This window comes from Streptomyces sp. NBC_00234 (assembly GCF_036195325.1).
Taxonomy (GTDB): domain Bacteria; phylum Actinomycetota; class Actinomycetes; order Streptomycetales; family Streptomycetaceae; genus Streptomyces.
Window position 1 is genome coordinate 4,057,975 of record NZ_CP108101.1, and the last position, 19,192, is coordinate 4,077,166.

General features: G+C 69.9%; 21 protein-coding genes and 1 tRNA gene. 12 read left to right on the top strand and 10 right to left on the bottom strand.

The features are described from left to right. Nucleotides 1–200: 200 nt before the first annotated feature. Nucleotides 201–740 carry an Lrp/AsnC family transcriptional regulator gene (locus OG230_RS17680; protein WP_328911201.1) on the top strand — a complete coding sequence of 180 codons (540 nt, stop codon included), beginning with the start codon at nucleotides 201–203 and terminating at the stop codon, nucleotides 738–740. On the opposite strand, the gene OG230_RS17685 is transcribed toward OG230_RS17680, so the two are convergent. Next, nucleotides 730–1,323: a TetR/AcrR family transcriptional regulator gene (locus OG230_RS17685; protein ID WP_328911202.1), complete on the bottom strand. Its 594-nt coding sequence runs from the start codon at nucleotides 1,321–1,323 to the stop codon at nucleotides 730–732. The two genes, OG230_RS17680 and OG230_RS17685, sit on opposite strands and share 11 nt — an antisense overlap. 123 nt (nucleotides 1,324–1,446) lie before the next feature. Here OG230_RS17685 and paaN point away from each other — a divergent pair, with 123 nt between their 5' ends. Beyond that, entirely contained in the window at nucleotides 1,447–3,147 is a 1,701-nt protein-coding gene (paaN, locus tag OG230_RS17690) for a phenylacetic acid degradation protein PaaN (RefSeq protein ID WP_328911203.1), read from the top strand. Between the two features lie 99 nt (nucleotides 3,148–3,246). On the opposite strand, the gene OG230_RS17695 is transcribed toward paaN, so the two are convergent. From OG230_RS17695 to OG230_RS17705, 3 genes are read right to left on the bottom strand one after another with little or no spacing between them, the layout of a single operon-like run. Further along, nucleotides 3,247–3,960, bottom strand: a complete 714-nt coding sequence (locus tag OG230_RS17695) for a TrmH family RNA methyltransferase (RefSeq protein ID WP_328911204.1) — start codon at nucleotides 3,958–3,960, stop codon at nucleotides 3,247–3,249. Then, nucleotides 3,957–5,216 carry an HTTM domain-containing protein gene (locus OG230_RS17700; protein WP_328911432.1) on the bottom strand — a complete coding sequence of 420 codons (1,260 nt, stop codon included), beginning with the start codon at nucleotides 5,214–5,216 and terminating at the stop codon, nucleotides 3,957–3,959. Before OG230_RS17700 ends, OG230_RS17695 begins: the two co-directional genes overlap by 4 nt. 14 nt (nucleotides 5,217–5,230) lie before the next feature. Then, nucleotides 5,231–6,217, bottom strand: a complete 987-nt coding sequence (locus tag OG230_RS17705) for a DUF5819 family protein (RefSeq protein ID WP_328911205.1) — start codon at nucleotides 6,215–6,217, stop codon at nucleotides 5,231–5,233. A gap of 115 nt (nucleotides 6,218–6,332) precedes the next feature. On the opposite strand from OG230_RS17705, the gene paaA reads away from it, so the two are divergent. From paaA to OG230_RS17735, 6 genes are all read left to right on the top strand, one after another. Continuing rightward, entirely contained in the window at nucleotides 6,333–7,367 is a 1,035-nt protein-coding gene (gene paaA / locus OG230_RS17710) for a 1,2-phenylacetyl-CoA epoxidase subunit PaaA (RefSeq protein WP_328911206.1), read from the top strand. Beyond that, entirely contained in the window at nucleotides 7,364–7,654 is a 291-nt protein-coding gene (paaB, locus tag OG230_RS17715) for a 1,2-phenylacetyl-CoA epoxidase subunit PaaB (RefSeq protein ID WP_030972485.1), read from the top strand. The genes paaA and paaB overlap by 4 nt, the downstream gene beginning before the upstream one ends. Next, nucleotides 7,651–8,352, top strand: coding sequence for a 1,2-phenylacetyl-CoA epoxidase subunit PaaC (gene paaC / locus OG230_RS17720; RefSeq protein ID WP_328911207.1), 702 nt, complete (start codon nucleotides 7,651–7,653; stop codon nucleotides 8,350–8,352). The genes paaB and paaC overlap by 4 nt, the downstream gene beginning before the upstream one ends. Then, on the top strand, nucleotides 8,346–8,843 hold the full coding sequence (gene paaD / locus OG230_RS17725) for a 1,2-phenylacetyl-CoA epoxidase subunit PaaD (RefSeq protein ID WP_328911208.1): 498 nt from the start codon (nucleotides 8,346–8,348) through the stop codon (nucleotides 8,841–8,843). Before paaC ends, paaD begins: the two co-directional genes overlap by 7 nt. Beyond that, nucleotides 8,844–9,896, top strand: coding sequence for a 2Fe-2S iron-sulfur cluster-binding protein (locus tag OG230_RS17730; protein ID WP_328911209.1), 1,053 nt, complete (start codon nucleotides 8,844–8,846; stop codon nucleotides 9,894–9,896). Between the two features lie 125 nt (nucleotides 9,897–10,021). Continuing rightward, the gene (locus OG230_RS17735; protein ID WP_328911210.1) at nucleotides 10,022–11,188 is read left to right on the top strand and encodes an acyl-CoA dehydrogenase family protein; all 1,167 of its coding nucleotides are present in this window, start codon (nucleotides 10,022–10,024) and stop codon (nucleotides 11,186–11,188) included. Nucleotides 11,189–11,207: 19 nt separating this feature from the next. Here OG230_RS17735 and OG230_RS17740 read toward each other — a convergent pair whose 3' ends face one another. The 4 genes from OG230_RS17740 to OG230_RS17755 all read right to left on the bottom strand — a co-directional run bounded on the left by OG230_RS17740 (nucleotide 11,208) and on the right by OG230_RS17755 (nucleotide 15,440). Then, entirely contained in the window at nucleotides 11,208–11,552 is a 345-nt protein-coding gene (locus tag OG230_RS17740; protein ID WP_328911211.1) for a rhodanese-like domain-containing protein, read from the bottom strand. Nucleotides 11,553–11,598: 46 nt separating this feature from the next. Then, nucleotides 11,599–12,627 (bottom strand): J domain-containing protein, encoded by a 1,029-nt coding sequence (locus tag OG230_RS17745; protein ID WP_328911212.1) that lies wholly within the window; start codon nucleotides 12,625–12,627, stop codon nucleotides 11,599–11,601. A 59-nt stretch (nucleotides 12,628–12,686) separates the two neighbouring features. After that, on the bottom strand, nucleotides 12,687–14,147 hold the full coding sequence (locus OG230_RS17750) for a DUF2252 domain-containing protein (protein WP_328911213.1): 1,461 nt from the start codon (nucleotides 14,145–14,147) through the stop codon (nucleotides 12,687–12,689). 153 nt (nucleotides 14,148–14,300) lie between these two features. After that, the gene (locus OG230_RS17755) at nucleotides 14,301–15,440 is read right to left on the bottom strand and encodes a hypothetical protein (RefSeq protein ID WP_328911214.1); all 1,140 of its coding nucleotides are present in this window, start codon (nucleotides 15,438–15,440) and stop codon (nucleotides 14,301–14,303) included. 89 nt (nucleotides 15,441–15,529) lie between these two features. Between OG230_RS17755 and OG230_RS17760 the strand changes: the two genes are divergently transcribed. Next, nucleotides 15,530–15,979 carry a MarR family winged helix-turn-helix transcriptional regulator gene (locus tag OG230_RS17760; protein ID WP_328911215.1) on the top strand — a complete coding sequence of 150 codons (450 nt, stop codon included), beginning with the start codon at nucleotides 15,530–15,532 and terminating at the stop codon, nucleotides 15,977–15,979. Nucleotides 15,980–16,027: 48 nt separating this feature from the next. Here OG230_RS17760 and OG230_RS17765 read toward each other — a convergent pair whose 3' ends face one another. Further along, nucleotides 16,028–16,375, bottom strand: a complete 348-nt coding sequence (locus OG230_RS17765; RefSeq protein WP_328911216.1) for a winged helix-turn-helix transcriptional regulator — start codon at nucleotides 16,373–16,375, stop codon at nucleotides 16,028–16,030. A gap of 152 nt (nucleotides 16,376–16,527) precedes the next feature. Between OG230_RS17765 and OG230_RS17770 the strand changes: the two genes are divergently transcribed. Next, nucleotides 16,528–17,139 carry an FMN-dependent NADH-azoreductase gene (locus OG230_RS17770; protein ID WP_328911217.1) on the top strand — a complete coding sequence of 204 codons (612 nt, stop codon included), beginning with the start codon at nucleotides 16,528–16,530 and terminating at the stop codon, nucleotides 17,137–17,139. Nucleotides 17,140–17,364: 225 nt separating this feature from the next. Here OG230_RS17770 and OG230_RS17775 read toward each other — a convergent pair. Further along, a tRNA-Leu gene (locus tag OG230_RS17775) sits at nucleotides 17,365–17,447 on the bottom strand. Between the two features lie 316 nt (nucleotides 17,448–17,763). Here OG230_RS17775 and OG230_RS17780 point away from each other — a divergent pair. Both OG230_RS17780 and OG230_RS17785 read left to right on the top strand, forming a co-directional pair. Next, on the top strand, nucleotides 17,764–18,648 hold the full coding sequence (locus OG230_RS17780; protein WP_328911218.1) for a DUF3662 and FHA domain-containing protein: 885 nt from the start codon (nucleotides 17,764–17,766) through the stop codon (nucleotides 18,646–18,648). Between the two features lie 10 nt (nucleotides 18,649–18,658). Further along, complete coding sequence (locus OG230_RS17785; RefSeq protein ID WP_328911219.1) at nucleotides 18,659–19,174, top strand: FHA domain-containing protein FhaB/FipA; 516 nt, start codon at nucleotides 18,659–18,661, stop codon at nucleotides 19,172–19,174. The last annotated feature ends 18 nt before the right edge of the window (nucleotides 19,175–19,192 follow it).

Consider the following 19,192-nt stretch of genomic DNA (forward strand, 5'->3'; position numbering starts at 1 on the left):
CCTGGCATCGAGGTATATCGAGGGGTGTCGAAATATGTCGAAATGTCGAGGGGTAGACGAGACACGGGTGTGGTGTGCCTCACCTACCGATTGTTCGGTCGCGGCGGCATTTTGGCTACAGGCGCCGTCAGCCTGTGGACAAACGGTTCTCCACAGCCTGGGATAGAGGCAGGTCGTCCACCACAGGGAGGCACGGGGAGATGGCGTCTGAACAAATGGCCGAGAGGGGCGAGGAGCCCTGCCCCGTTCCGCCCGCCCGGCCGCTCGACTCCATCGACCGCGACATCCTCCGCATCCTGCGGACGGACGGCCGCGCCTCGATACGGTCGGTCGCCGACCGCGTCCACGTCTCGCGGGCCAACGCGTACGCCCGCATCAACCGGCTCGTCGAGGACGGGGTGATCCGGGGCTTCAGCGCACGGGTGGACCATGAGCGGGCGGGGCACGGCGCCTCCGCGTACATCACGCTCAAGATCGTCCAGAACTCGTGGCGCACGGTGCGCGAGCAGTTGCAGGCGCTACCCGGGGCCACCCATATCGCGCTGGTCAGCGGCGATTTCGACGTACTGCTCCTCGTGCACACCCCGGACAACCGGGCGCTGCGCGAGCTGGTCCTCACCAGGATTCAGGCGATACCCGAGGTGCTCTCGACCCGCACCCTCCTGGTGTTCGAGGAGACCGACCTCGGTCCGGGGACCGACCGCCCCACGGATCCGGCCCAGGGCCTGATCAGCGAGTGACGCGCATCCCCTCGAAGGCCAGCTGCACCACCGTGTCCGCGAGCTGTTCCGCCTCCGAGGAGCCGCCGGGCTGCGGGCGGTACCACTCGACCAGGGAGTTCACCATCCCGAAGAGCAGCCGAGTGGCCAGGCGTATGTCCACGTCGGCACGGAGATCACCGTCCGCCACGGCCGCCTTGAGCAGCTCCGAGACCCGCTGGTCGAATTCGCGCCGCCGCTCCAGGGCCCAGCGCTCGGTCTTCGTGTTGCCCCGCACGCGCAGCAGCAGCGTGACGTAGGGCAGTTCGGTCATCAGCACCTCGACGGTGCGGCGCGTGACGTATTCGACCCGGTCGATCGTGCGCCCCCGCGTCGCGCCGGACTCGTCGAGAATCCCGAAGAGCCCGTCGAGCGCCCGGCTGACGGCCCTCCTCAGCAGCTCTTCCTTGCCACTCACATGGTGGTAGATGGACGACTTGGAGATGCCGGCCGCCTTGGAGAGGTGCTCCATCGAGGTGCCGTCGTAGCCACGCTCGTTGAAGACGCGAACGGCCACGGTGAGGAGCGTCTCAGGCGTGTACGTGTCCCGCTTGGCCGTAGTCATGCCCGCGATCCTCCCCCATGAGTTGTCCACAGGTTTCCCGGGGGCCCTTGCCCCGACCGATCGTTCGGTTACTCTAACTCCGTCCGCCCGTCCCTGCCCAGCTCGATGAGGAGTTGGTCCGTCATGGCCGCCGAGCTCTCCCCCCAGCAGCTGTCCGAGACCCATCGACCGACGCTCGACCAGGCCCTCGACGCCATCCGTACGCGCGCCTACTGGTCCCCGCACCCCGAGCACCCCAAGGCGTACGGCGAGGGCGGCGCCCCCGGCAGCCAGGGAGCAGCCGAGGGCAAGGCCGCGTTCGACGCCGTGCTGAACACCCGGCTCGACCTCGGCCAGCCCGGCACCGACGGATGGACGGGCGGCGAGACCTCGCCGTACGGGCCGGAGCTCGGCGTCGAGTACCCCCACGCCGATCTGGACGTGCTGCTGCCGGCCATGAGCGCGGGCATGGGTGCCTGGCGCGAGGCGGGTCCGGAGACCAGGGCCCTGGTCTGCCTGGAGATCCTGTCCCGGATCAGCGCCCGCACCCACGAGCTGGCCCTCGCCGTGATGCACACCAGCGGCCAGGCGTTCATGATGGCGTTCCAGGCGGGCGGCCCGCACGCCCAGGACCGCGGTCTGGAAGCGGTGGCGTACGCGTACGCGGAGCAGATCCGCACCCCGCAGAACGCCGACTGGTCCAAGCCCCAGGGCAAGCGCGACCCGCTCCAGCTGCGCAAGTCGTTCACCGCGGCGGGCCGTGGCATCTCGCTGCTGATCGGCTGCAACACCTTCCCGACGTGGAACAGCTACCCCGGCATCTTCGCCTCCCTCGCCACCGGTAACCCGGTCCTGGTCAAGCCGCACCCGCGCGCGGTGCTTCCGCTCGCGCTCACCGTGCAGCTGGCGCGCGAGGTCCTCACCGAGGCCGGCTTCGACCCGAACCTGATCGCCCTGGCCGCCGAGCGGCCGGGGGAGGGCATCGCCAAGACCCTGGCGCTGCGCCCCGAAGTCAAGATCATCGACTACACCGGGTCCACCGCCTTCGGCGACTGGCTGGAGGCCAACGCCCGCCAGGCACAGGTCTACACGGAGAAGGCCGGCGTCAACACGGTCGTCATCGACTCCACCGACGACTACCGCGGCATGCTCTCCAACCTGGCCTTCTCGCTCTCGCTCTACAGCGGCCAGATGTGCACCACCCCGCAGAATCTGCTGATCCCCCGCGACGGCATCACGACGGACGCGGGCGACAAGTCCTACGAGGACGTGGTCACGGACATCGCCGCCGCTGTCACCGGCCTCCTCGGCGACGACGCCCGGGCCGGCGCCCTGCTCGGCGCCCTGGTCAACCCGGACGTGAAGGCCAGGGTGGAAGGCGCCGCGGAGCTGGGCGACGTGGCCCTGCCCTCGCGGACGGTGGCCAACCCCGACTTCCCCGACGCGGTGGTCCGTACGCCGGTGATCGTCAAGCTCGACGGCACCAAGCCCGACGACGGTGCGGCCTATCTGTCGGAGTGCTTCGGCCCGGTCTCGTTCGCGGTCGCGGTCGACTCGACGAAGGACGCGGTGGCGCTGCTGAGGCGCACGGTGCGCGACAAGGGAGCGATGACGGTCGGCGCGTACACCACGTCGCCGGAGGTCGAGCGCGACATCGAGAACGTCTGCTTCGAGGAGTCGGCCCAGCTCTCGCTGAACCTGACCGGCGGGGTGTACGTCAACCAGACCGCGGCGTTCTCGGACTTCCACGGCTCGGGCGGCAACCCTGCGGCGAACGCGGCCCTGTGCGACGGCGCGTTCGTCTCGAACCGCTTCCGAGTGGTGGAAGTCCGCCGCCAGGCGTAAGCGGCACCCCGCCCCCGGCGGCCCCTCCCGTCAGCCCTTCCGGACCCCGCCCCCGTACGCCTCTCGGCGTTCGGGGAGCGGGGGTCCGGGGGCTCTCGGTTACCCGGGCTCCCCGGCCGCCGGAACATCCGCGTACCGCTGTACCCAGGCGTGCATCGCGATGGCCGCCGCGGCCCCCGCGTTGATCGACCGCGTCGAGCCGAACTGCGCGATCGAGCACACCATCGTGGCGTGTTTGCGCGCCTCCTCCGTGAGCCCCGGCCCTTCCTGCCCGAAGAGCAGGACACAGCGTCGCGGCAGCTCCGTCCGCTCCAGCGGCACGGCACCGGGAAGGTTGTCGATCCCGATGATCGGCAGCCCCTCGGACGCCGCCCAGGCGGTCAGGTCCTCGGTGTCGGGGTGATGCCGCACGTGCTGGTAGCGATCGGTGACCATGGCGCCCCGCCGGTTCCACCGCCGCCGCCCCACGATGTGGATCTCCTTCGCGAGGAAGGCGTTGGCGGTACGCACCACCGACCCGATGTTGAAGTCGTGGCCCCAGTTCTCCACCGCCACGTGGAAGTCGTGCCGCCGCAGATCGAGATCGGCGACGATCGCCTCCCGCGTCCAGTACCGGTACGCGTCGCCGACGTTGCGCCGGTCTCCATGGGCGAGCAGCTCGGGGTCGTACCGCTCGCCCTCGGGCCACGGCAGGGGATGCGGCCCGACGCCGATCTCCGGCCCGTACCCGTCGTCGTACTGGATCGGTTCCGCCGACGGGTCGGAGGCCGGCGTCAGGGGGCGCTCTTCGGTACTGCCGTTCTCGCTGCTCACCCGACGAGCGTATGGCCCCCGCCGCCGCTGTGCTGCGGGACCTCCCCCTCGCCGTCTCCGGCCCGTACCTGGCCAGGTACCAGACCCTTGCGCACACGGCGGGAGAAGAGCCGCTCGCGCGTGAGCGTGACCCGGCCGCCGAGCCACACGAGGAAGACCGTCGGCAGGAACACGGCGTCCGCGGCGATCATCGCCATCGAGAAGAAGGGCAGTCCGAGCAGCAGGGCGATTCCGGCGTGCTCACCGATCATGGCGACCAGCAGCACGTTCTTGACCCGTCGGTTGAACAGGGTGAACGGGAAGGCGACCTGCACGATGACCGTGCCGTACGTCAGCACCATCACCATCAGCCCACTGGCCGCAAGGAGATCCGAAAGCCAGGGCCACGGAGTGAAGTAGTCCAGCTTGAGCGGATAGTAGAGCGCCGTACCGTCCTGCCAGCGCGAACCCTGGATCTTGTACCAGCCCGCCGTCGCGTAGATCAGACAGACCTCGGCCATGATCACGACGAGCGTGGCGTTGTGGGCCAGGTTGGCCAGGACGTCGAGCAGCGTGCGCGGCTCACCGGCCGGTGCGAACCGGTTCACGGCCCACCAGGCGCCGTGCCCCACCCACAGCACCCACAGGAGTGCCGGCAGCCACACGGTGTCGCCGAGTCCGCCCATGAACGTGCTCACCAGCAGGACGGGGCCGAGCACGGCCCAGAGAACCGGACCCGCCACGTCCCGTACCGGCACGAGCCCGTCGGCCGCACGCGCGGCGTTGCGCGCCGCCCGCCGCGCGTCCAGCGACCACACCTGTGCGCACCGGGTCAGCGTGAGGTAGATCGCCATCAGGTGGATGACGTTGTCGCCGCCGTCACCCATGAAGATGCTGCGGTTCTGGAGGGACAGCACGCCGACCATGAAGAGGACGGACATGGTCCGGCTGCGCCAGCCGACCAGGAGAAGAACGGCCGAGACCAGCGCGAGCGCGTAGACGATCTCGAACCACACCGTGCTGTCCGACCACATGAGCACGCTGAAAGCGCCGTTGTTCGCTATGAGCTGCTCCGCCATGCCCCACTGCCACGGCCCGTCGGGGCCGTACATCTCGTGGCGGTGCGGGAACTCGCGCAGCAGGAACAGCAGGTACGTGGCGGAGAAACCGATCCGGATGACGGCGCTCTGGTACGGCCCCAGGGCGGCGGCCGTGACGCGCTGGATCCCGCGGGCGAGCTTGCTGTCGGGCCCGGGGTTCCGGCCGGTGTCCCGCATCTCGGTGGGAGTGCTCACTTGTCCGTCTCCTCACCGTGCGACGCCCGCGCCGCTCCGTCGCTCTCGGGAAGATCGGCAGGGTCGACAGTCCACCAGGGGAGCACGCGGTAGTTGGGCCGGGTGCTGATCCTCTCCTCGCTCCACGGCGGTGCCGGAACGGAGCGTACGGAGGAGCGGACCTGGATGCGCTCGACGGTGCCGCCGTAGTCGTGCTCGCCGAGCCGCAGCATCACGATGCGGCGGATGTAGCGCTCGGAGAGGTCTCCACGCATGCCGGTGGAGCGGTTCTCGCTGTCGTGGGAGTTCAGGAAGAAGTCCCACGCGCGGCGGAGCTCGTTCTGGTCGACGTGGCTGGGGAGAAGGTTTCCCCGTATCGCCTCTCCGTCCTCACCCGACAGGCTCATCCAGGGAGTGGTGCGGCGGCCGTCGGCCCCTGCCACGTCGGCGCGCACGTGTACGGCGATGTTCTGCTGGAGCGGATTGGGAGCGAACAGTTTCCAGTTCTGCTCGAACTCCGGGTAGATCCAGTCGTCTATCGCCTCGCCGTGCTGCTTCGTGAGGGTGTTGGACGGCGCGACGTGCAGAAACACCATGGCCAGGTGTACGGCGCCCAGCACCCCGATGACGGACAGCGCCAGGGCGGCAATGACCTGGTACGGACGCGAGAGCGCGGCTATCCCGCCTCCGCGGGCACCAGCGGCTCCGGAGACGACATCTCCGGCGTCCGAATCGGCTTCGGGCGAGGCATCCGGCGAATCCGCCGTACGGTCCGCGGAAGCATCCGGTGAGCCGGCATGCCCATCCGCCGAAGCATCCGGGGATGCCTCCCGCCGGGTGTCCTGCCTGGGGACCTGACCGGTCGCCCGAACGGTCTCCTGGCCTCCGACCTGGCCCGTTCCGGTGGTCTCACCCTCGCCGGGCCCGTCCGCCCGGTGGCTCACCGCCTCCGGCCAGGCCGCCTTCCGCTCGCTCTCGGCGCCCCCGCCGTGGTCCGCAACCATCCCGCCCCGATCACCGTCGATCACCACTCAGTTATCCACAGGGTTGACACCCTACGGGCCGCCGACTCACCATTGAAGTCATTGAACCGAACGATCGGTCGGTAGGGAGCCCGGGATGGCGGCAGTGACTGCGGACCAGCAGAAGCACAGGGCAGCAGGCGCGGCGGACACGGCGCAGGACGCGGCACGCACCGCGGTGTTCGACGCCGCGGTGGCGGCGGACGACCGAATCGAGCCGCGTGACTGGATGCCGGAGGCGTACAGGGCCTCGCTGGTCCGCCAGATGGCCCAGCACGCCCACTCGGAAATCATCGGGATGCAGCCCGAGGCCAACTGGATCACGCGCGCGCCCTCGCTGCGCCGCAAAGCGATCCTGATGGCCAAGGTCCAGGACGAGGCGGGACACGGGCTGTATCTGTACAGCGCGGCGGAGACCCTGGGCACGAGCCGCGAGGAGCTGCTCGACAAGCTCCACGCGGGGCGCCAGCGGTATTCGTCGATCTTCAATTACCCGACGCTGACCTGGGCGGACGTCGGCGCGATCGGCTGGCTGGTGGACGGCGCCGCGATCACCAACCAGGTGCCGCTCTGCCGCTGCTCCTACGGTCCGTACGCCCGCGCGATGGTCCGGATCTGCAAGGAGGAGTCCTTCCACCAGCGGCAGGGGTACGAGCTGCTGCTCGCCCTCAGCCGGGGGACCGCGGCCCAGCACGAGATGGCCCAGGACGCGGTGAACCGCTGGTGGTGGCCGTCCCTGATGATGTTCGGCCCGCCGGACGACGCGTCGGCGCACTCGGAGCAGTCGATGGCCTGGAAGATCAAGCGCCACTCCAACGACGAGCTGCGCAGACGCTTCGTGGACATCTGCGTCCCGCAGGCCGAGGCACTCGGGCTCACCCTCCCCGACCCGGACATCCGGTGGAACAAGGAGCTGGGCCGGCACGACTTCGGGGCCATCGACTGGACGGAGTTCCAGGAGGTCCTCAAGGGCAACGGGCCCTGCAACGAGCAGCGCCTCACCCAGCGGCGCACGGCTCACGAAGAAGGTGCCTGGGTCCGCGACGCGGCCGCGGCATACGCGACGAAACACACCACAGGACGGCCCGGGCACACCGGAACGACCGCACAGCCCGGGGAGGCGACGGCATGAGCAGCTCGACCGACTGGCCGCTGTGGGAGGTGTTCGTGCGCTCACGGCGCGGACTGTCCCACACCCACGCAGGCAGCCTGCACGCCCCGGACGCCGAAATGGCCCTCCGGAACGCACGCGACCTGTACACCCGCCGCTCCGAGGGCGTCTCCATCTGGGTGGTGCCCTCCACGGAGATCACGGCCTCGTCGCCGGACGAGAAGGACTCCTTCTTCGAACCGGCCGGCGACAAGCCCTACCGGCACCCCACGTTCTATGAGATCCCGGAAGGGGTGAAGCACCTGTGACCGCGGCCCTCGCCCTCGGCGACGACGCGCTGGTGCTCTCGCACCGGCTGGGAGAGTGGGCAGGCCACGCCCCTGTCCTGGAAGAGGAAGTGGCTCTCGCCAACATCGCCCTGGACCTGCTCGGGCAGGCACGTGTGCTGCTCTCGCTCGTGGGCGACGAGGACGAACTCGCCTACCTCCGCGAGGAGCGCGCCTTCCGCAACGTGCAGCTGGTCGAGCAGCCGAACGGCGACTTCGCCCACACCATCGCCCGGCAGCTCTACTTCTCCGTCTACCAGCACCTGCTGTACGAGCGGCTGGCCGCCGGGGAGGGCGAGTTCGCGGACCTCGCGGCGAAGGCGGTCAAGGAAGTCGCCTACCACCGCGACCACGCCGAGCAGTGGACCCTGCGCCTCGGCGACGGGACGGACGAGAGCCACGAGCGCATGCAGAGCGGACTCGACGCCCTGTGGCGCTTCACCGGCGAGCTCTTCCAGCCCGTGGAGGGCATCGACCTCGACTGGCAGGATCTCGGGGCCACTTGGCTCGCGGCCGTGACGGACGTGGTGGAGCGGGCCACTCTCACCGTCCCGGAAGGACCGCGGTCCGGCGCGTGGCAGGCCGGGGCCGGACGGCAGGGGCTGCACACCGAGCCCTTCGGCAGGATGATCGCCGAGATGCAGCACCTGCACCGCAGTCACCCGGGGGCGTCATGGTGACCGAGACCCGTCTGGAAGCGGAGCTGCACAGGCTCGCGGGCGCCGTACCCGACCCCGAGCTTCCCGTCCTGACCCTGGACGAGCTCGGTGTGCTCCGCGGTGTCCAGGTGGACGGCCCGGACAGCGTCACGGTGCGGCTCACCCCGACGTACACGGGCTGCCCGGCGATCGAGACCATGTCCGCCGACATCGAGCGCGTGCTGCACGACCACGGAGTGAAGGACGTCTCGGTGGTCACCGTCCTCGCCCCCGCGTGGTCGACGGACGACATCAGCGACGAGGGGCGGCGCAAGCTCTCCGAGTTCGGTATCGCGCCCCCGCGCCCCCAGGGCGCGGCGGGCGGTCCGGTGCCTCTGACACTGGCGGTCCGCTGCCCGCACTGCGGGTCGACCGACACGGAACTGCTGAGCCGGTTCTCCTCCACCGCGTGCAAGGCGCTGCGCCGCTGCGTGGCCTGCCGCGAACCGTTCGACCACTTCAAGGAGTTGTAGATGTTCCATCCGCTCCGGGTCAGCGCGATCGAACGGATCACGGACGATGCGGTGGCCGTCACGTTCGCCGTGCCGCCCGAACTGCGCGAGACCTTCCGCCACATCCCGGGCCAGCACCTCAACGTGCGCTACACCCTCGGCGGCGAGGAGATCCGCCGGTCGTACTCGATCTGCGCGCCCGCGACCGAGGCACCGGACGCCCCGGTGCTGCGCGTCGGCATCCGCATGGTCGACGGTGGGGCGTTCTCCACGTACGCCCTCAAGGAACTGGCCGTCGGTGACCAGGTGGAGGCGATGCCTCCGATGGGCCGCTTCGTGCTTCGGCCACGCCCCGGCTTCTTCGCCGCCGTCGTCGGCGGCAGCGGTATCACCCCGGTGCTGTCGATCGCGGCGACCGTGCTGGCCCGCGAACCCCTGGCCCGGTTCTGTCTGATCCGCAGCGACCGGACCGCGGCCTCGACGATGTTCCTCGACGAGGTGGCGGACCTCAAGGACCGCTATCCCGGCCGTTTCCAGCTGGTCACGGCACTCTCCCGGGAGGAGCAGTCGGCCGGCCTTCCGGCAGGCCGCCTCGACCGGGAGCGTCTCACCGGTCTGCTGCCTGCGCTGCTGACCGTCGCGGACGTGGACGGCTGGTTCCTCTGCGGGCCGCTGGGACTGGTGCAGGGCGCCGACAAGGCGCTGCGGGAGCTGGGCGTGGACCGTGCCCGGATCCACCAGGAGATCTTCCACGTCGAGGACGTTCCGGCCCCTGCCGCACGGATCGACGCGCCTGCGGACAGCACCCTGACCGCGACCCTCCACGGCCGCTCGGGAAGCTGGCCGGTGCAGGACGCCGAATCGCTGCTGGAGACGGTGCTGCGCAGCCGCTCCGACGCCCCGTACGCATGCAAGGGCGGGGTGTGCGGCACATGCCGCGCGTTCCTCGTGTCGGGCGAGGTGCGGATGGACCGCAATTTCGCGCTGGAGCCGGAGGAGACGGAGGCGGGCTTCGTCCTGGCCTGCCAGTCGCACCCGGTCACCCCGGAGGTGGAGCTCGACTTCGACCGCTGACCGCCGCGGCGCCGGGGCACCGCACTGTTCCCTTCTCCTAGAACCTGTTCTATCTTGACGAGCCGTCAGGTCCTGCTGTGGGCCCAACGGTTCAGGGACACTACGGTTCGCGGGAGGCCGGAACAGTGGACTTCACCTTCACCGAGGAACAGCAGGCGGTCGTCGAGGCGGCGAAGTCGGTCTTCGCCGACGTCGCACCCGACGGTGTCCCCAGCCCGGCCCTGACTCCGGGGGCGGTGGCCGAGGACATGGACCGGCCGCTGTGGGCCGGTCTCGCCCGCACCGATCTGCTCGGCCTCACGCTGGCACCGGGACACGGCGGGGCCGGTCTCGACCTGGTCGCGCTCTGCCTGGTGCTGCGGGAGTCGGCCAGGGTGCTGGCTCGGGTGCCCCTGCTGGAGGGCAGCGCGGTCGCCATGACCGTTCAGCGGTACGGCGCCCCCGCGCTGGCGGCGGAGCTGCTGCCGGCGTTCGGGCGCGGCGAGCTGGTCCTCACCGCGGGGGCCAACGGCCGCACCGGCCACGACCCGGCAGAGCTCGCGGTCGTGGCCCGCCGGGCCCCGCAGAGCGGGACAGGGACGGGGACCGCAGCCGGGGCGGGATGGGTGCTCGACGGAGTGCAGTCGGCGGTTCCGTGGGCTCAGTGCGCGGACTGGATCGCGGTGCCCGCCCACACGCCCGAGGGACGAACCGTCCTGGCCCTGGTCCGGCGTACGCACGAGGGCGTCGTCCTCGACGAGCAGGTGTCCACCAGCGGCGAGCGCTTCGCCGAGGTCCGGCTCGACGCGGTCCGCATCGCCGAACACGAGCTGATCGAAGCCGCGGACGCCTGGGAAGGGCTGCGGAACGTGCTCACGACCGGGACCTGCGCACTGGCACTCGGCCTGGGCGAGCGTGTGCTCGCCATGACGAGCGCGTACACGGGCAAGCGGGAACAGTTCGGCTTTCCCGTGGCCACGTTCCAAGCAGTCGCCGTACAGACCGCCGACCGCTACATCGATCTGCGGGCCATGGAAGTGACCCTCTGGCAGGCAGCCTGGCGGATCTCCACCGAGGCCGACGGAGCCCTGCCCGCTGCCGGGGACATCGCCGTGGCGAAGATCTGGGCCTCGGAAGGCGTCCGCCGCGTCGTACAGACGGCGCAGCACCTGCACGGCGGCATCGGCGCGGACACCGACTACCCCCTGCACCGCTTCCACGCCTGGGCGAAGCAGATCGAGCTCTCCCTGGGACCGGCAGCGGCCCACGAGGAGGCACTGGGCGACCTGCTGGCCGCCCACCCCCTCGGCTGATCTCCCGGGGAACGAACTCTCAGAGGACGAAGGCCGGGCTCGTGCCGTCCGCGACCATCGGCCGCCCGGCACCGTCCCAGGCGTGCATCCCGCCGTCGATGTTCACCGCGTCGATGCCCTGCTGGACCAGGTACTGCGTGACCTGGGCCGACCGGCCGCCGACGCGGCACATCACGTGCACGCGCCGACCGTCCTCGGCCGCCTCGGTCAGCTCGCCGAAACGGCCCACGAAGTCACTCATCGGAATGTGCAGCGCGCCCTCGACATGCCCGGCCGCCCACTCGTCGTCCTCCCGGACGTCCAGCACGAAGCCGTCCGACGGCACCGCCGAGACATCCACCGAGGGCAGCGGGGCGAAATTCATGGGTCATGCCTTCTCTCGTACGTACGCGGCAGGGACACCAGGAACGCTACTGCACCAGGCCCGCCAGCTCGGCCTCCCGCTGAGAAACCTCGGCCAGCAGCTTCTCGCCGATGTCCTCCAGCAACCGGTCGGGATCCTCCGGTGCCATCCGCAGCATCGATCCGATGGCGCTCTGCTCCAGCTCCTGGGCCAGCACCGTCAGCAGTTCCTTGCGCCGGCTGAGCCAGTCCAGCCGGGCGTACAGCTCTTCGCTCTCGCTGAAGCGGGCCTCCGGGGCGACCGGTCCCGCCTCCCACTCCTGGGCCAGTTCCCGCAGCAGTGCCTCGTCCCCACGCCCGTAAGCCGCGTTCACACGGGTGATGAACTCGTCGCGGCGCTCCCGCTCCTTCTCGTCCGGCGCCAGGTCCGGGTGCGCCTTGCGTGCCAGCTCGCGGTAGAGCTTGCGGGCCTCCTCGCTGGGCCTGACCCGCTTGGGCGGCCGGACGGGCTGTTCGGTGAGCATCGCCGCGGCCTCGGGGGACAGACCGTCGGAGTCCATCCAGTCGTGGAACAGCTCCTCGACCCCTGGCATCGGCATGACGATCGCCCGCGCCTCCTGGGCCTTGCGCAGATCCTCAGGATCCCCGGTCCGGTTCGCACGGGCTTCGGCGATCAACGCGTCCAGCTCGTCGAGCCGGGCGTACATCGGTCCGAGCTTCTGGTGGTGCAGCCGGGAGAAGTTCTCGACCTCGACCCGGAAGGTCTCCACCGCGATCTCGAACTCGATCAACGCCTGCTCGGCCACCCGCACCGCCTTCGCGAGCCGCTCCTCGGGACGAGGCGCCGCACCCTCCTCAGAGGCAGAGGCAGAGGCAGAGGGCGAGTCAGAGGCCGAAGCCGCGCCTCCCTGCGCCGAGGCGGCGCCGTCCGCGGCACCGGACGGACCGGCCTGCGGCTCGCCCTGGGCATCGGACGGCCCGTCCTGCCGGTCGCCCTGCGACGCGTCCTGCGCGTGATGCAGCTCGTCCTGCCGGTCGTTGTCCTGCCGGTCATCATCGTTCCGGGTGGTCGGCACCCCGGCGGCTTCGTGGGTCACCCGTCCAGCGTATGGCCAGGACAGGCACCCCGGGGACGCCCCGGCCTCCGCGATCTCCGTCAGACGCCGAGCTCGGCAGCTATTCGCCCGGCCGCGACGGCCCGCACCAGCTCGGCGTGATCCGCCTCCGTCCGGTCGGCATACGTCACCGCGAAGGCCGCCATCGCCTCGTCCAGCTCGGTGTTCTTGCCGCAGTAGGCAGCCAGCAGTCGCGGGTCGGCGCTGTGGGCATGCGCGCGCGCCAGCAGCGCACCGGTCATCCGCCCGTAGTCGTCGACCTGATCGGCCGCGAGCGCGGCCGGATCGACGCTGCCCTTGCGGTTCCTGAACTGGCGGACCTGGAAGGGCCTCCCGTCGACCTCGGCCCAGCCGAGCAGTATGTCGCTGACGACCTGCATCCGCTTCTGCCCGAGCACCACCCGGCGCCCTTCGTGGGCGATCTCGGCCACATCGAAGCCGACCTGCGGAAGATACGGCGCAAGCGCGGAGGGCCGGGCCTCCTTCACCTGCAGGACCAACGGCTCGCCCCGATGATCCAGCAGCAGCACCACGTAGGACCGCGTCCCGACGCTTCCCGTGCCAACCACCCGGAACGCCACGTCGTGAATCGCGTACCGGGCCAGCAGCGGCACCCTGTCCTCGGAGATCGTGCCCAGGTAGTCGCCGAGCCCCGCCGCGACGGCCGCCGCCTCCTCGTCGGGCACTCGGCGCAGCACCGGCGGCGCGTCGATGAAACGGCGTCCTCCGTCCCCGGAGTCCTCCGTGGACCTGGCGGCGAAGCGGGCACTCGTGTTGTTGCGCGCCTTCTCCGAGACCCGCTGCAGCGTCCCGACGAGGTCCCGCGCGTCGGTGTGCGAGACGAGCTCCTCGTCGGCGATCGCGTTCCACGCGTCGAGCGCGGGCAGTCCGGCCAGCAGCCGCATCGTCCGGCGGTACGCGCCCACGGTGTCGTACGCGCCCTTCCGGCAGGTGTCCTCGTCGGCGCCCGCCTCGCGGCCTGCGAGCACGAGAGAGGTGGCAAGCCGCTTGAGGTCCCACTCCCACGGGCCGAAGACGGTCTCGTCGAAGTCGTTCAGATCGATGACGAGGTTTCCCCGCGCGTCCCCGTACAGACCGAAGTTGGCCGCATGCGCGTCTCCGCAGATCTGCGCGCCCACTCCGGTGACCGGCGTGCCCATCAGGTCGTGGGCCATCAGCCCCGCCGAGCCGCGCATGAACGCGAACGGAGTGGCCGCCATCCGACCCACCCTGATCGGCGTCAGACCTGGCACGCGGCCCCGGTTGGACTCCTCGACCGCCTGGACGGCATCGGGCCGACCGGGAGGAAGGACCAGTGAGCTGTGCGCCGACCGCGCCACCTCGGCTCTCAGCGCCTTGCCGGCCGCCTTCGGCGAACCGTTGGCCCCTGGTGCGGCCGGCGTGCCCAGAGCCGCGCGCCGCGCGAACCCGGGCACGACCGGAATGCGTGCGGCACCCGTCGCAGCCCGCTTCCCCCGTGCAGTCGTATCGCTCTCACCCATGGAACGCCGCCTCCCCCGCCTGCCGGCTGTCCGCCATCAATTCCCGATGACGGTACCGCCGTTCGCCGACAGCCGTCCGTCCCTGTGGACAAGTCGTGGATCACCCTGTGGACAACCCCGAACAGGGCCGCACCACCGCCGGAAGGACGCCGGTCACACACCGACGGCTTCCTCCATCTCCTCCTCCGCGTCGGCTCCTGCCCGCAGCCGGTCCGATCCCTTCGACAGGTCCGCCCGGTCGGGGCGCGCCTCCGACCGCGGAGCGCCGGACATCCCGGCCGCGCTGCGCGCCGACTCGGCGACGGCGCGACGTCGCTGCGCCTCGGCCCGTCCTGCCAGGCCCATGAGGGCCAGCCCCGCCACGAACCACAGCGTGAGAACCATCAGGTGACCGCCCAGCGCGTGGCCGCCGAAGTACACATGGCTGCGTACGCCCTCGACGAAACCGGCACCGTTCCAGAAGGAGTGCAGTGCACCGAAGAATCCGGGCTGCACCTCGGGCCGGAAGATGCCGCCGGAGCTGGTGAAGTTGAGCATGACGAACAGCACCATCAGGCCGAGCGTCGTCCAGCGCTTGAGGAAGGTGTGCAGTCCGACGCCGATCAGCAGAATGCCCGCCGAGTAGAGCCAGGCCATCGCCCAGAGCCCGCCGAGCCCGTGATCCACGAGGTGGAAGACCGGCCCCGCGAACGCCATGCCGACCACACTCACCACCAACGAGGCACCCACCGCCAGCGCGGCCCTGATCCGCAGCGCCAGCGCCGCGCCCGCGCCACCGATCACCGCGACCGACGCGTACGAGCCGATGCTCAGCACGACCAGCAGGAAGAAGATGCCCTGTCCCGTCGGGTCCCCGTCCGCCGGCGGAGCCACGTCCGTGACCTTGAGCGGGGCACCCTGCCCGGCCGCCACCCCGGTGAAGACCTTCTCCACCACCATGGCGCTGGTGTCCGACGAGGTCGTGGCCACCAGGAGCTCCGGGCTCTTCCCCGGCAGGTAGGCCCCGTAACTCGTCTGCGTACCGAGGTGTTCCACGGCCGTCGCGCGGTCGGCCACCGTGCGCACGCTCAGCGCGCCGTCGCCCTTGTCCTGCAAGGTCTGCGCGAGCACCTGGGCGCTCGGACCCGAGCCGACCACGTCCACCCTCAGATCGTGCGGCGCCGGGGCGTGGAAGGCCCCCAGGTAGGCGAAGCCCATGCCCACACACATCAGCAACGGCGTCACGAGATGGCTCAGAACATGTCGCAGCGCAGCGGCCGTGGAGCCGGAAGCGTCGTTCGGGCCTGCGGACATCGAGAACAGCTCCAATGATCGACTAATGGTTGGCTTTTACAACTCAACTTTCGTTGTACTATACAACCGCAATCGAGAAAGGTGAATCCGTGACAGGTACGCCCGAGGAACGCGAAGAGTCGCTGGACGTCATCCAGCGCGAACTGACCGCCTTCGCGCGCCGCGCACGGTCAGCGGCTGCGCGACTGCACCCGGAACTGCCCCTGGTCTCGTACACGCTGCTGTCCCACATCGACGAACAGCACGGTTGCCGCGCCGCCGATCTGGCCGCGCACTACATGCTCGACAAGTCGACCGTCAGCAGGCAGATCGGAGCCCTGGAGAAACTGGGCCTGGTCGAGCGCCACTCGGACCCCGCCGACCACCGCATCCAGGTGCTGCATCCCACCGAGGCCGGAACGCAGGCGCTCGCCTCCACCAAGGCCAGCCGCAGGGCCGCCTACCGGCAACGCCTGGGCGACTGGACGGCGGACGACCTCTCCCAGTTCGCGCAGTACCTCCTGCGCTACAACGACGCGGGCGAGACACCGCCGCAGTAGCCGTCCGCCGGTCCGGACAGGCTTCCCGACCTGCGGGAGGGGGGCAGGTCAGCAGCCGCCCGGCTCGCCCGTCAGATACGTGTCCGCCCACCGGCCGAGCTCCTTCAGAGCCGGCTCCATCGCGGCGCCCGCCTCCGTAAGGCGGTACGAGACGCGCAGGGGCGGCCCCTCGTCGACCTCACGGACCACCAGTCCGGCAGCACCCAGCTCGGACAGCCGGTCCGACAGCATGCGCTCACTGATGCCCGGAATCGCACGCCGCAGATCCGCGAAATGAACCGGCTGCTGCAGGAGCACCGAGACGATCGGGCCCGTCCAGCGCTTGCCGAACAGCCCGAAGACGCGACTGATGCCCACGTCAACCCGCCGACATGCCTCTCCGCCGTGATCCGCCATGCCCCCAGAGTACTGCGCCGTCGTGAGGGACTTATGAAAAGTAAGGGACTATGCTATTCATAGGTACGTACGGAAAACCGGGCTGCCCGGTGACACTCATCACCACCGGCCGTACCAGCCCTCCCCACCCTCGATATCTGTGGAGACCCCCCATGGCCACGCTTCTGCATCTCGACTCCGCCGTCTTCCCCCAGGGCTCCGCATCGCGCGAGGTCACCGCCACCTTTGTGCAGGCATGGCTGGAGCAGCACCCGGACGGTCAGGTCGTGTACCGGGACCTCGCCGCCGACCCGCTGCCCCACCTGGACGCCTCCGCCGCCGCCGCAGGCGCCGAGGACCCGCTGCGCGCCACACTGGCCGCCGAGCTGGCCGCTGCGGACGCCGTCCTGATCGGCGCCCCGATGTACAACTTCTCCATCCCGTCCACCCTGAAGGCGTGGCTGGACCAGGTGATCATCGTCGGGCACAACGCCGGTCCCGACAGCCCGCTCACCGGCACCCCGATCACCGTGGTCGCCAGCCGCGGCGGTTCGTACGCCCCCGGCACCCCTCGCGAATCCTTCGAGTTCGTGCAGAACTACCTGGAGAAGCTGCTCACGGGCATGTTCGGCGCCGAGGTCGACTTCATCGTCCCCGAGCTGACGCTGGCCCACTCCCAGCCGTCGATGGCTGAGCTCGTCCCCCTCGCCGAGACCTCGCGTGCCAAGGCCCTCACCGACGCCGCCACGAAGGCCAAGGCCCTGGCTTCCCGCCTCGCCGCCTGAGACGTACGCAACGCACGAGGGCCGCGAGGCAGAACAGCACCTCGCGGCCCCGCCCGGCTCAAAGCGGGCGTTTCACGTGAAACAAGCACCTGGCCGGGAACCCGGCACCAACCCGGCCGACCCGACCTGGGCACCTGCCGTACAACGACGAAACGGTCGCCATCGTGATTACGATGACGACCGTTTCTGCGTTACTACCAAGCACCAACCATCGGTACTTCGTTGTGCGCGAGGGGGGATTTGAACCCCCACGTCCCTAAGGACACTGGCACCTGAAGCCAGCGCGTCTGCCGTTCCGCCACTCGCGCATGAGTGATGTTTTGAGACTCTCTCACCGTTTGGTGTGAGCGCCTGGCGACATCCGGAAGATTAGCACGATGGACTGGGTGGATTCACATCCGTTGTTTTGGCGAACACATGAGGGGAAGCGGGAACGCGGAGCCTCCGCCCCCCACTCCTCCTGACTGCACCCCGGGTGCGGGACACTGTGAGGAGGCCACCTCTACGATCCGTGTGAGGGGTGACACTCATCCACTGGGCAGACAAGGGGAACCAGCCGATTTCCCGACGCGTGGATACGATCAGTAAGCAGTACAGGGATGACGACACCGGAGGAGGTGCCCCATGGGAGTCATGAAGCGTTTCGAGCAGCGTCTCGAAGGTTTGGTCAATGGCACCTTCGCCAAGGTCTTCAAGTCCGAGGTCCAGCCGGTGGAGATCGCGGGCGCTCTCCAGCGTGAGTGCGACAACAACGCCACCATCTGGAACCGCGAGCGAACCGTCGTACCCAACGACTTCATCGTCGAACTGAGCGCGCCCGACTACGAGCGGCTCAGCCCGTACTCCGGCCAGCTCGGCGACGAGCTGTCCGGCCTCGTGCGGGACTACGCCAAGCAGCAGCGCTACACCTTCATGGGCCCGATCAAGGTCCACCTCGAGAAGGCCGACGACCTCGACACCGGGCTCTACCGTGTCCGCAGCCGGACCCTGGCGTCGAGTTCGTCACAGCAGGGCCAGCCCGGACAGCACGGTGGCCCTCCCCAGCACGCCCAGCCGAACCGGCCCGGCCCCGGGCGGCCTGCCGCCCCGCAGGGCCCCGGCGGTTACGGTTACCCCCCGACCGCCGCTCCGCCCATGCCCGCGGCCCCGCCGCCGAGCACCGGGCGCCCCGGCGGTCCCTCGACCGACCGGCGCCCTCCGACCGCACCCGGCCCCCTGCCGGACGCACAGGTACGGCGCTGGATCGAGATCAATGGCACCCGCCATCAGATCTCCCGCCCGACGTTGGTGATGGGACGAAGCACCGACGCCGACGTGCGGATCGACGATCCCGGCGTATCCCGCCGGCACTGTGAGATCCGGACCGGAACGCCCTCGACGATCCAGGATCTCGGGTCTACCAACGGCATCGTGGTAGACGGGCAGCACACCACCCGCGCTACGCTCCGCGACGGCTCGCGGATCGTCGTGGGCAGCACCACCATCGTTTACCGGCAAGCCGAAGGGTGAAGCGGGGGCAATGTCAGAGCTGACCCTGACGGTCATGCGGCTAGGTTTCCTAGCTGTTCTGTGGCTGTTCGTGATCGTGGCCGTCCAGGTCATCAGAAGCGACCTGTTCGGAACGCGCGTCACGCAGCGCGGCTCACGCCGCACTGCCACCGACACGCGCCCGCAGCAGGGGCGCCAACCATCCGCTGCCCCACCGCAGCAACGCCAGCAGCCCGGGCGCCAGCGCCGCGGGGCACCCACCAAACTGGTCGTCTCCGAAGGCACCCTCACCGGTACTACGGTGGCGCTCCAGGGCCAGACCATCACCCTGGGCCGGGCGCACGACTCAACCATCGTGCTGGACGACGACTACGCGTCCAGCAGGCATGCCAGGATCTACCCGGACCGTGACGGCCAGTGGATCGTCGAGGATCTCGGGTCCACCAATGGCACGTATCTCGACCGGACCCGACTCACCACCCCGACGCCTGTTCCGCTGGGCGCGCCGATCCGCATCGGCAAGACCGTCATCGAGCTGCGGAAGTAGTACGACAATGAGCGAGCG

What these genes read in the sequence shown, in the direction of transcription:
- OG230_RS17740 (WP_328911211.1), bottom strand. Translation starts at nt 11,552, where the DNA reads ATGAATTTCGCCCCGCTGCCCTCGGTGGATGTCTCGGCGGTGCCGTCG.
- paaN (WP_328911203.1), top strand. Translation starts at nt 1,447, where the DNA reads ATGGCCGCCGAGCTCTCCCCCCAGCAGCTGTCCGAGACCCATCGACCG.
- OG230_RS17680 (WP_328911201.1), top strand. Translation starts at nt 201, where the DNA reads ATGGCGTCTGAACAAATGGCCGAGAGGGGCGAGGAGCCCTGCCCCGTT.
- paaB (WP_030972485.1), top strand. Translation starts at nt 7,364, where the DNA reads ATGAGCAGCTCGACCGACTGGCCGCTGTGGGAGGTGTTCGTGCGCTCA.
- OG230_RS17700 (WP_328911432.1), bottom strand. Translation starts at nt 5,216, where the DNA reads ATGCGGGACACCGGCCGGAACCCCGGGCCCGACAGCAAGCTCGCCCGC.
- OG230_RS17685 (WP_328911202.1), bottom strand. Translation starts at nt 1,323, where the DNA reads ATGACTACGGCCAAGCGGGACACGTACACGCCTGAGACGCTCCTCACC.
- OG230_RS17785 (WP_328911219.1), top strand. Translation starts at nt 18,659, where the DNA reads ATGTCAGAGCTGACCCTGACGGTCATGCGGCTAGGTTTCCTAGCTGTT.
- OG230_RS17765 (WP_328911216.1), bottom strand. Translation starts at nt 16,375, where the DNA reads ATGGCGGATCACGGCGGAGAGGCATGTCGGCGGGTTGACGTGGGCATC.
- paaD (WP_328911208.1), top strand. Translation starts at nt 8,346, where the DNA reads ATGGTGACCGAGACCCGTCTGGAAGCGGAGCTGCACAGGCTCGCGGGC.
- OG230_RS17750 (WP_328911213.1), bottom strand. Translation starts at nt 14,147, where the DNA reads ATGGGTGAGAGCGATACGACTGCACGGGGGAAGCGGGCTGCGACGGGT.
- OG230_RS17730 (WP_328911209.1), top strand. Translation starts at nt 8,844, where the DNA reads ATGTTCCATCCGCTCCGGGTCAGCGCGATCGAACGGATCACGGACGAT.
- OG230_RS17755 (WP_328911214.1), bottom strand. Translation starts at nt 15,440, where the DNA reads ATGTCCGCAGGCCCGAACGACGCTTCCGGCTCCACGGCCGCTGCGCTG.
- paaA (WP_328911206.1), top strand. Translation starts at nt 6,333, where the DNA reads ATGGCGGCAGTGACTGCGGACCAGCAGAAGCACAGGGCAGCAGGCGCG.
- OG230_RS17770 (WP_328911217.1), top strand. Translation starts at nt 16,528, where the DNA reads ATGGCCACGCTTCTGCATCTCGACTCCGCCGTCTTCCCCCAGGGCTCC.
- OG230_RS17780 (WP_328911218.1), top strand. Translation starts at nt 17,764, where the DNA reads ATGGGAGTCATGAAGCGTTTCGAGCAGCGTCTCGAAGGTTTGGTCAAT.
- OG230_RS17705 (WP_328911205.1), bottom strand. Translation starts at nt 6,217, where the DNA reads ATGGTTGCGGACCACGGCGGGGGCGCCGAGAGCGAGCGGAAGGCGGCC.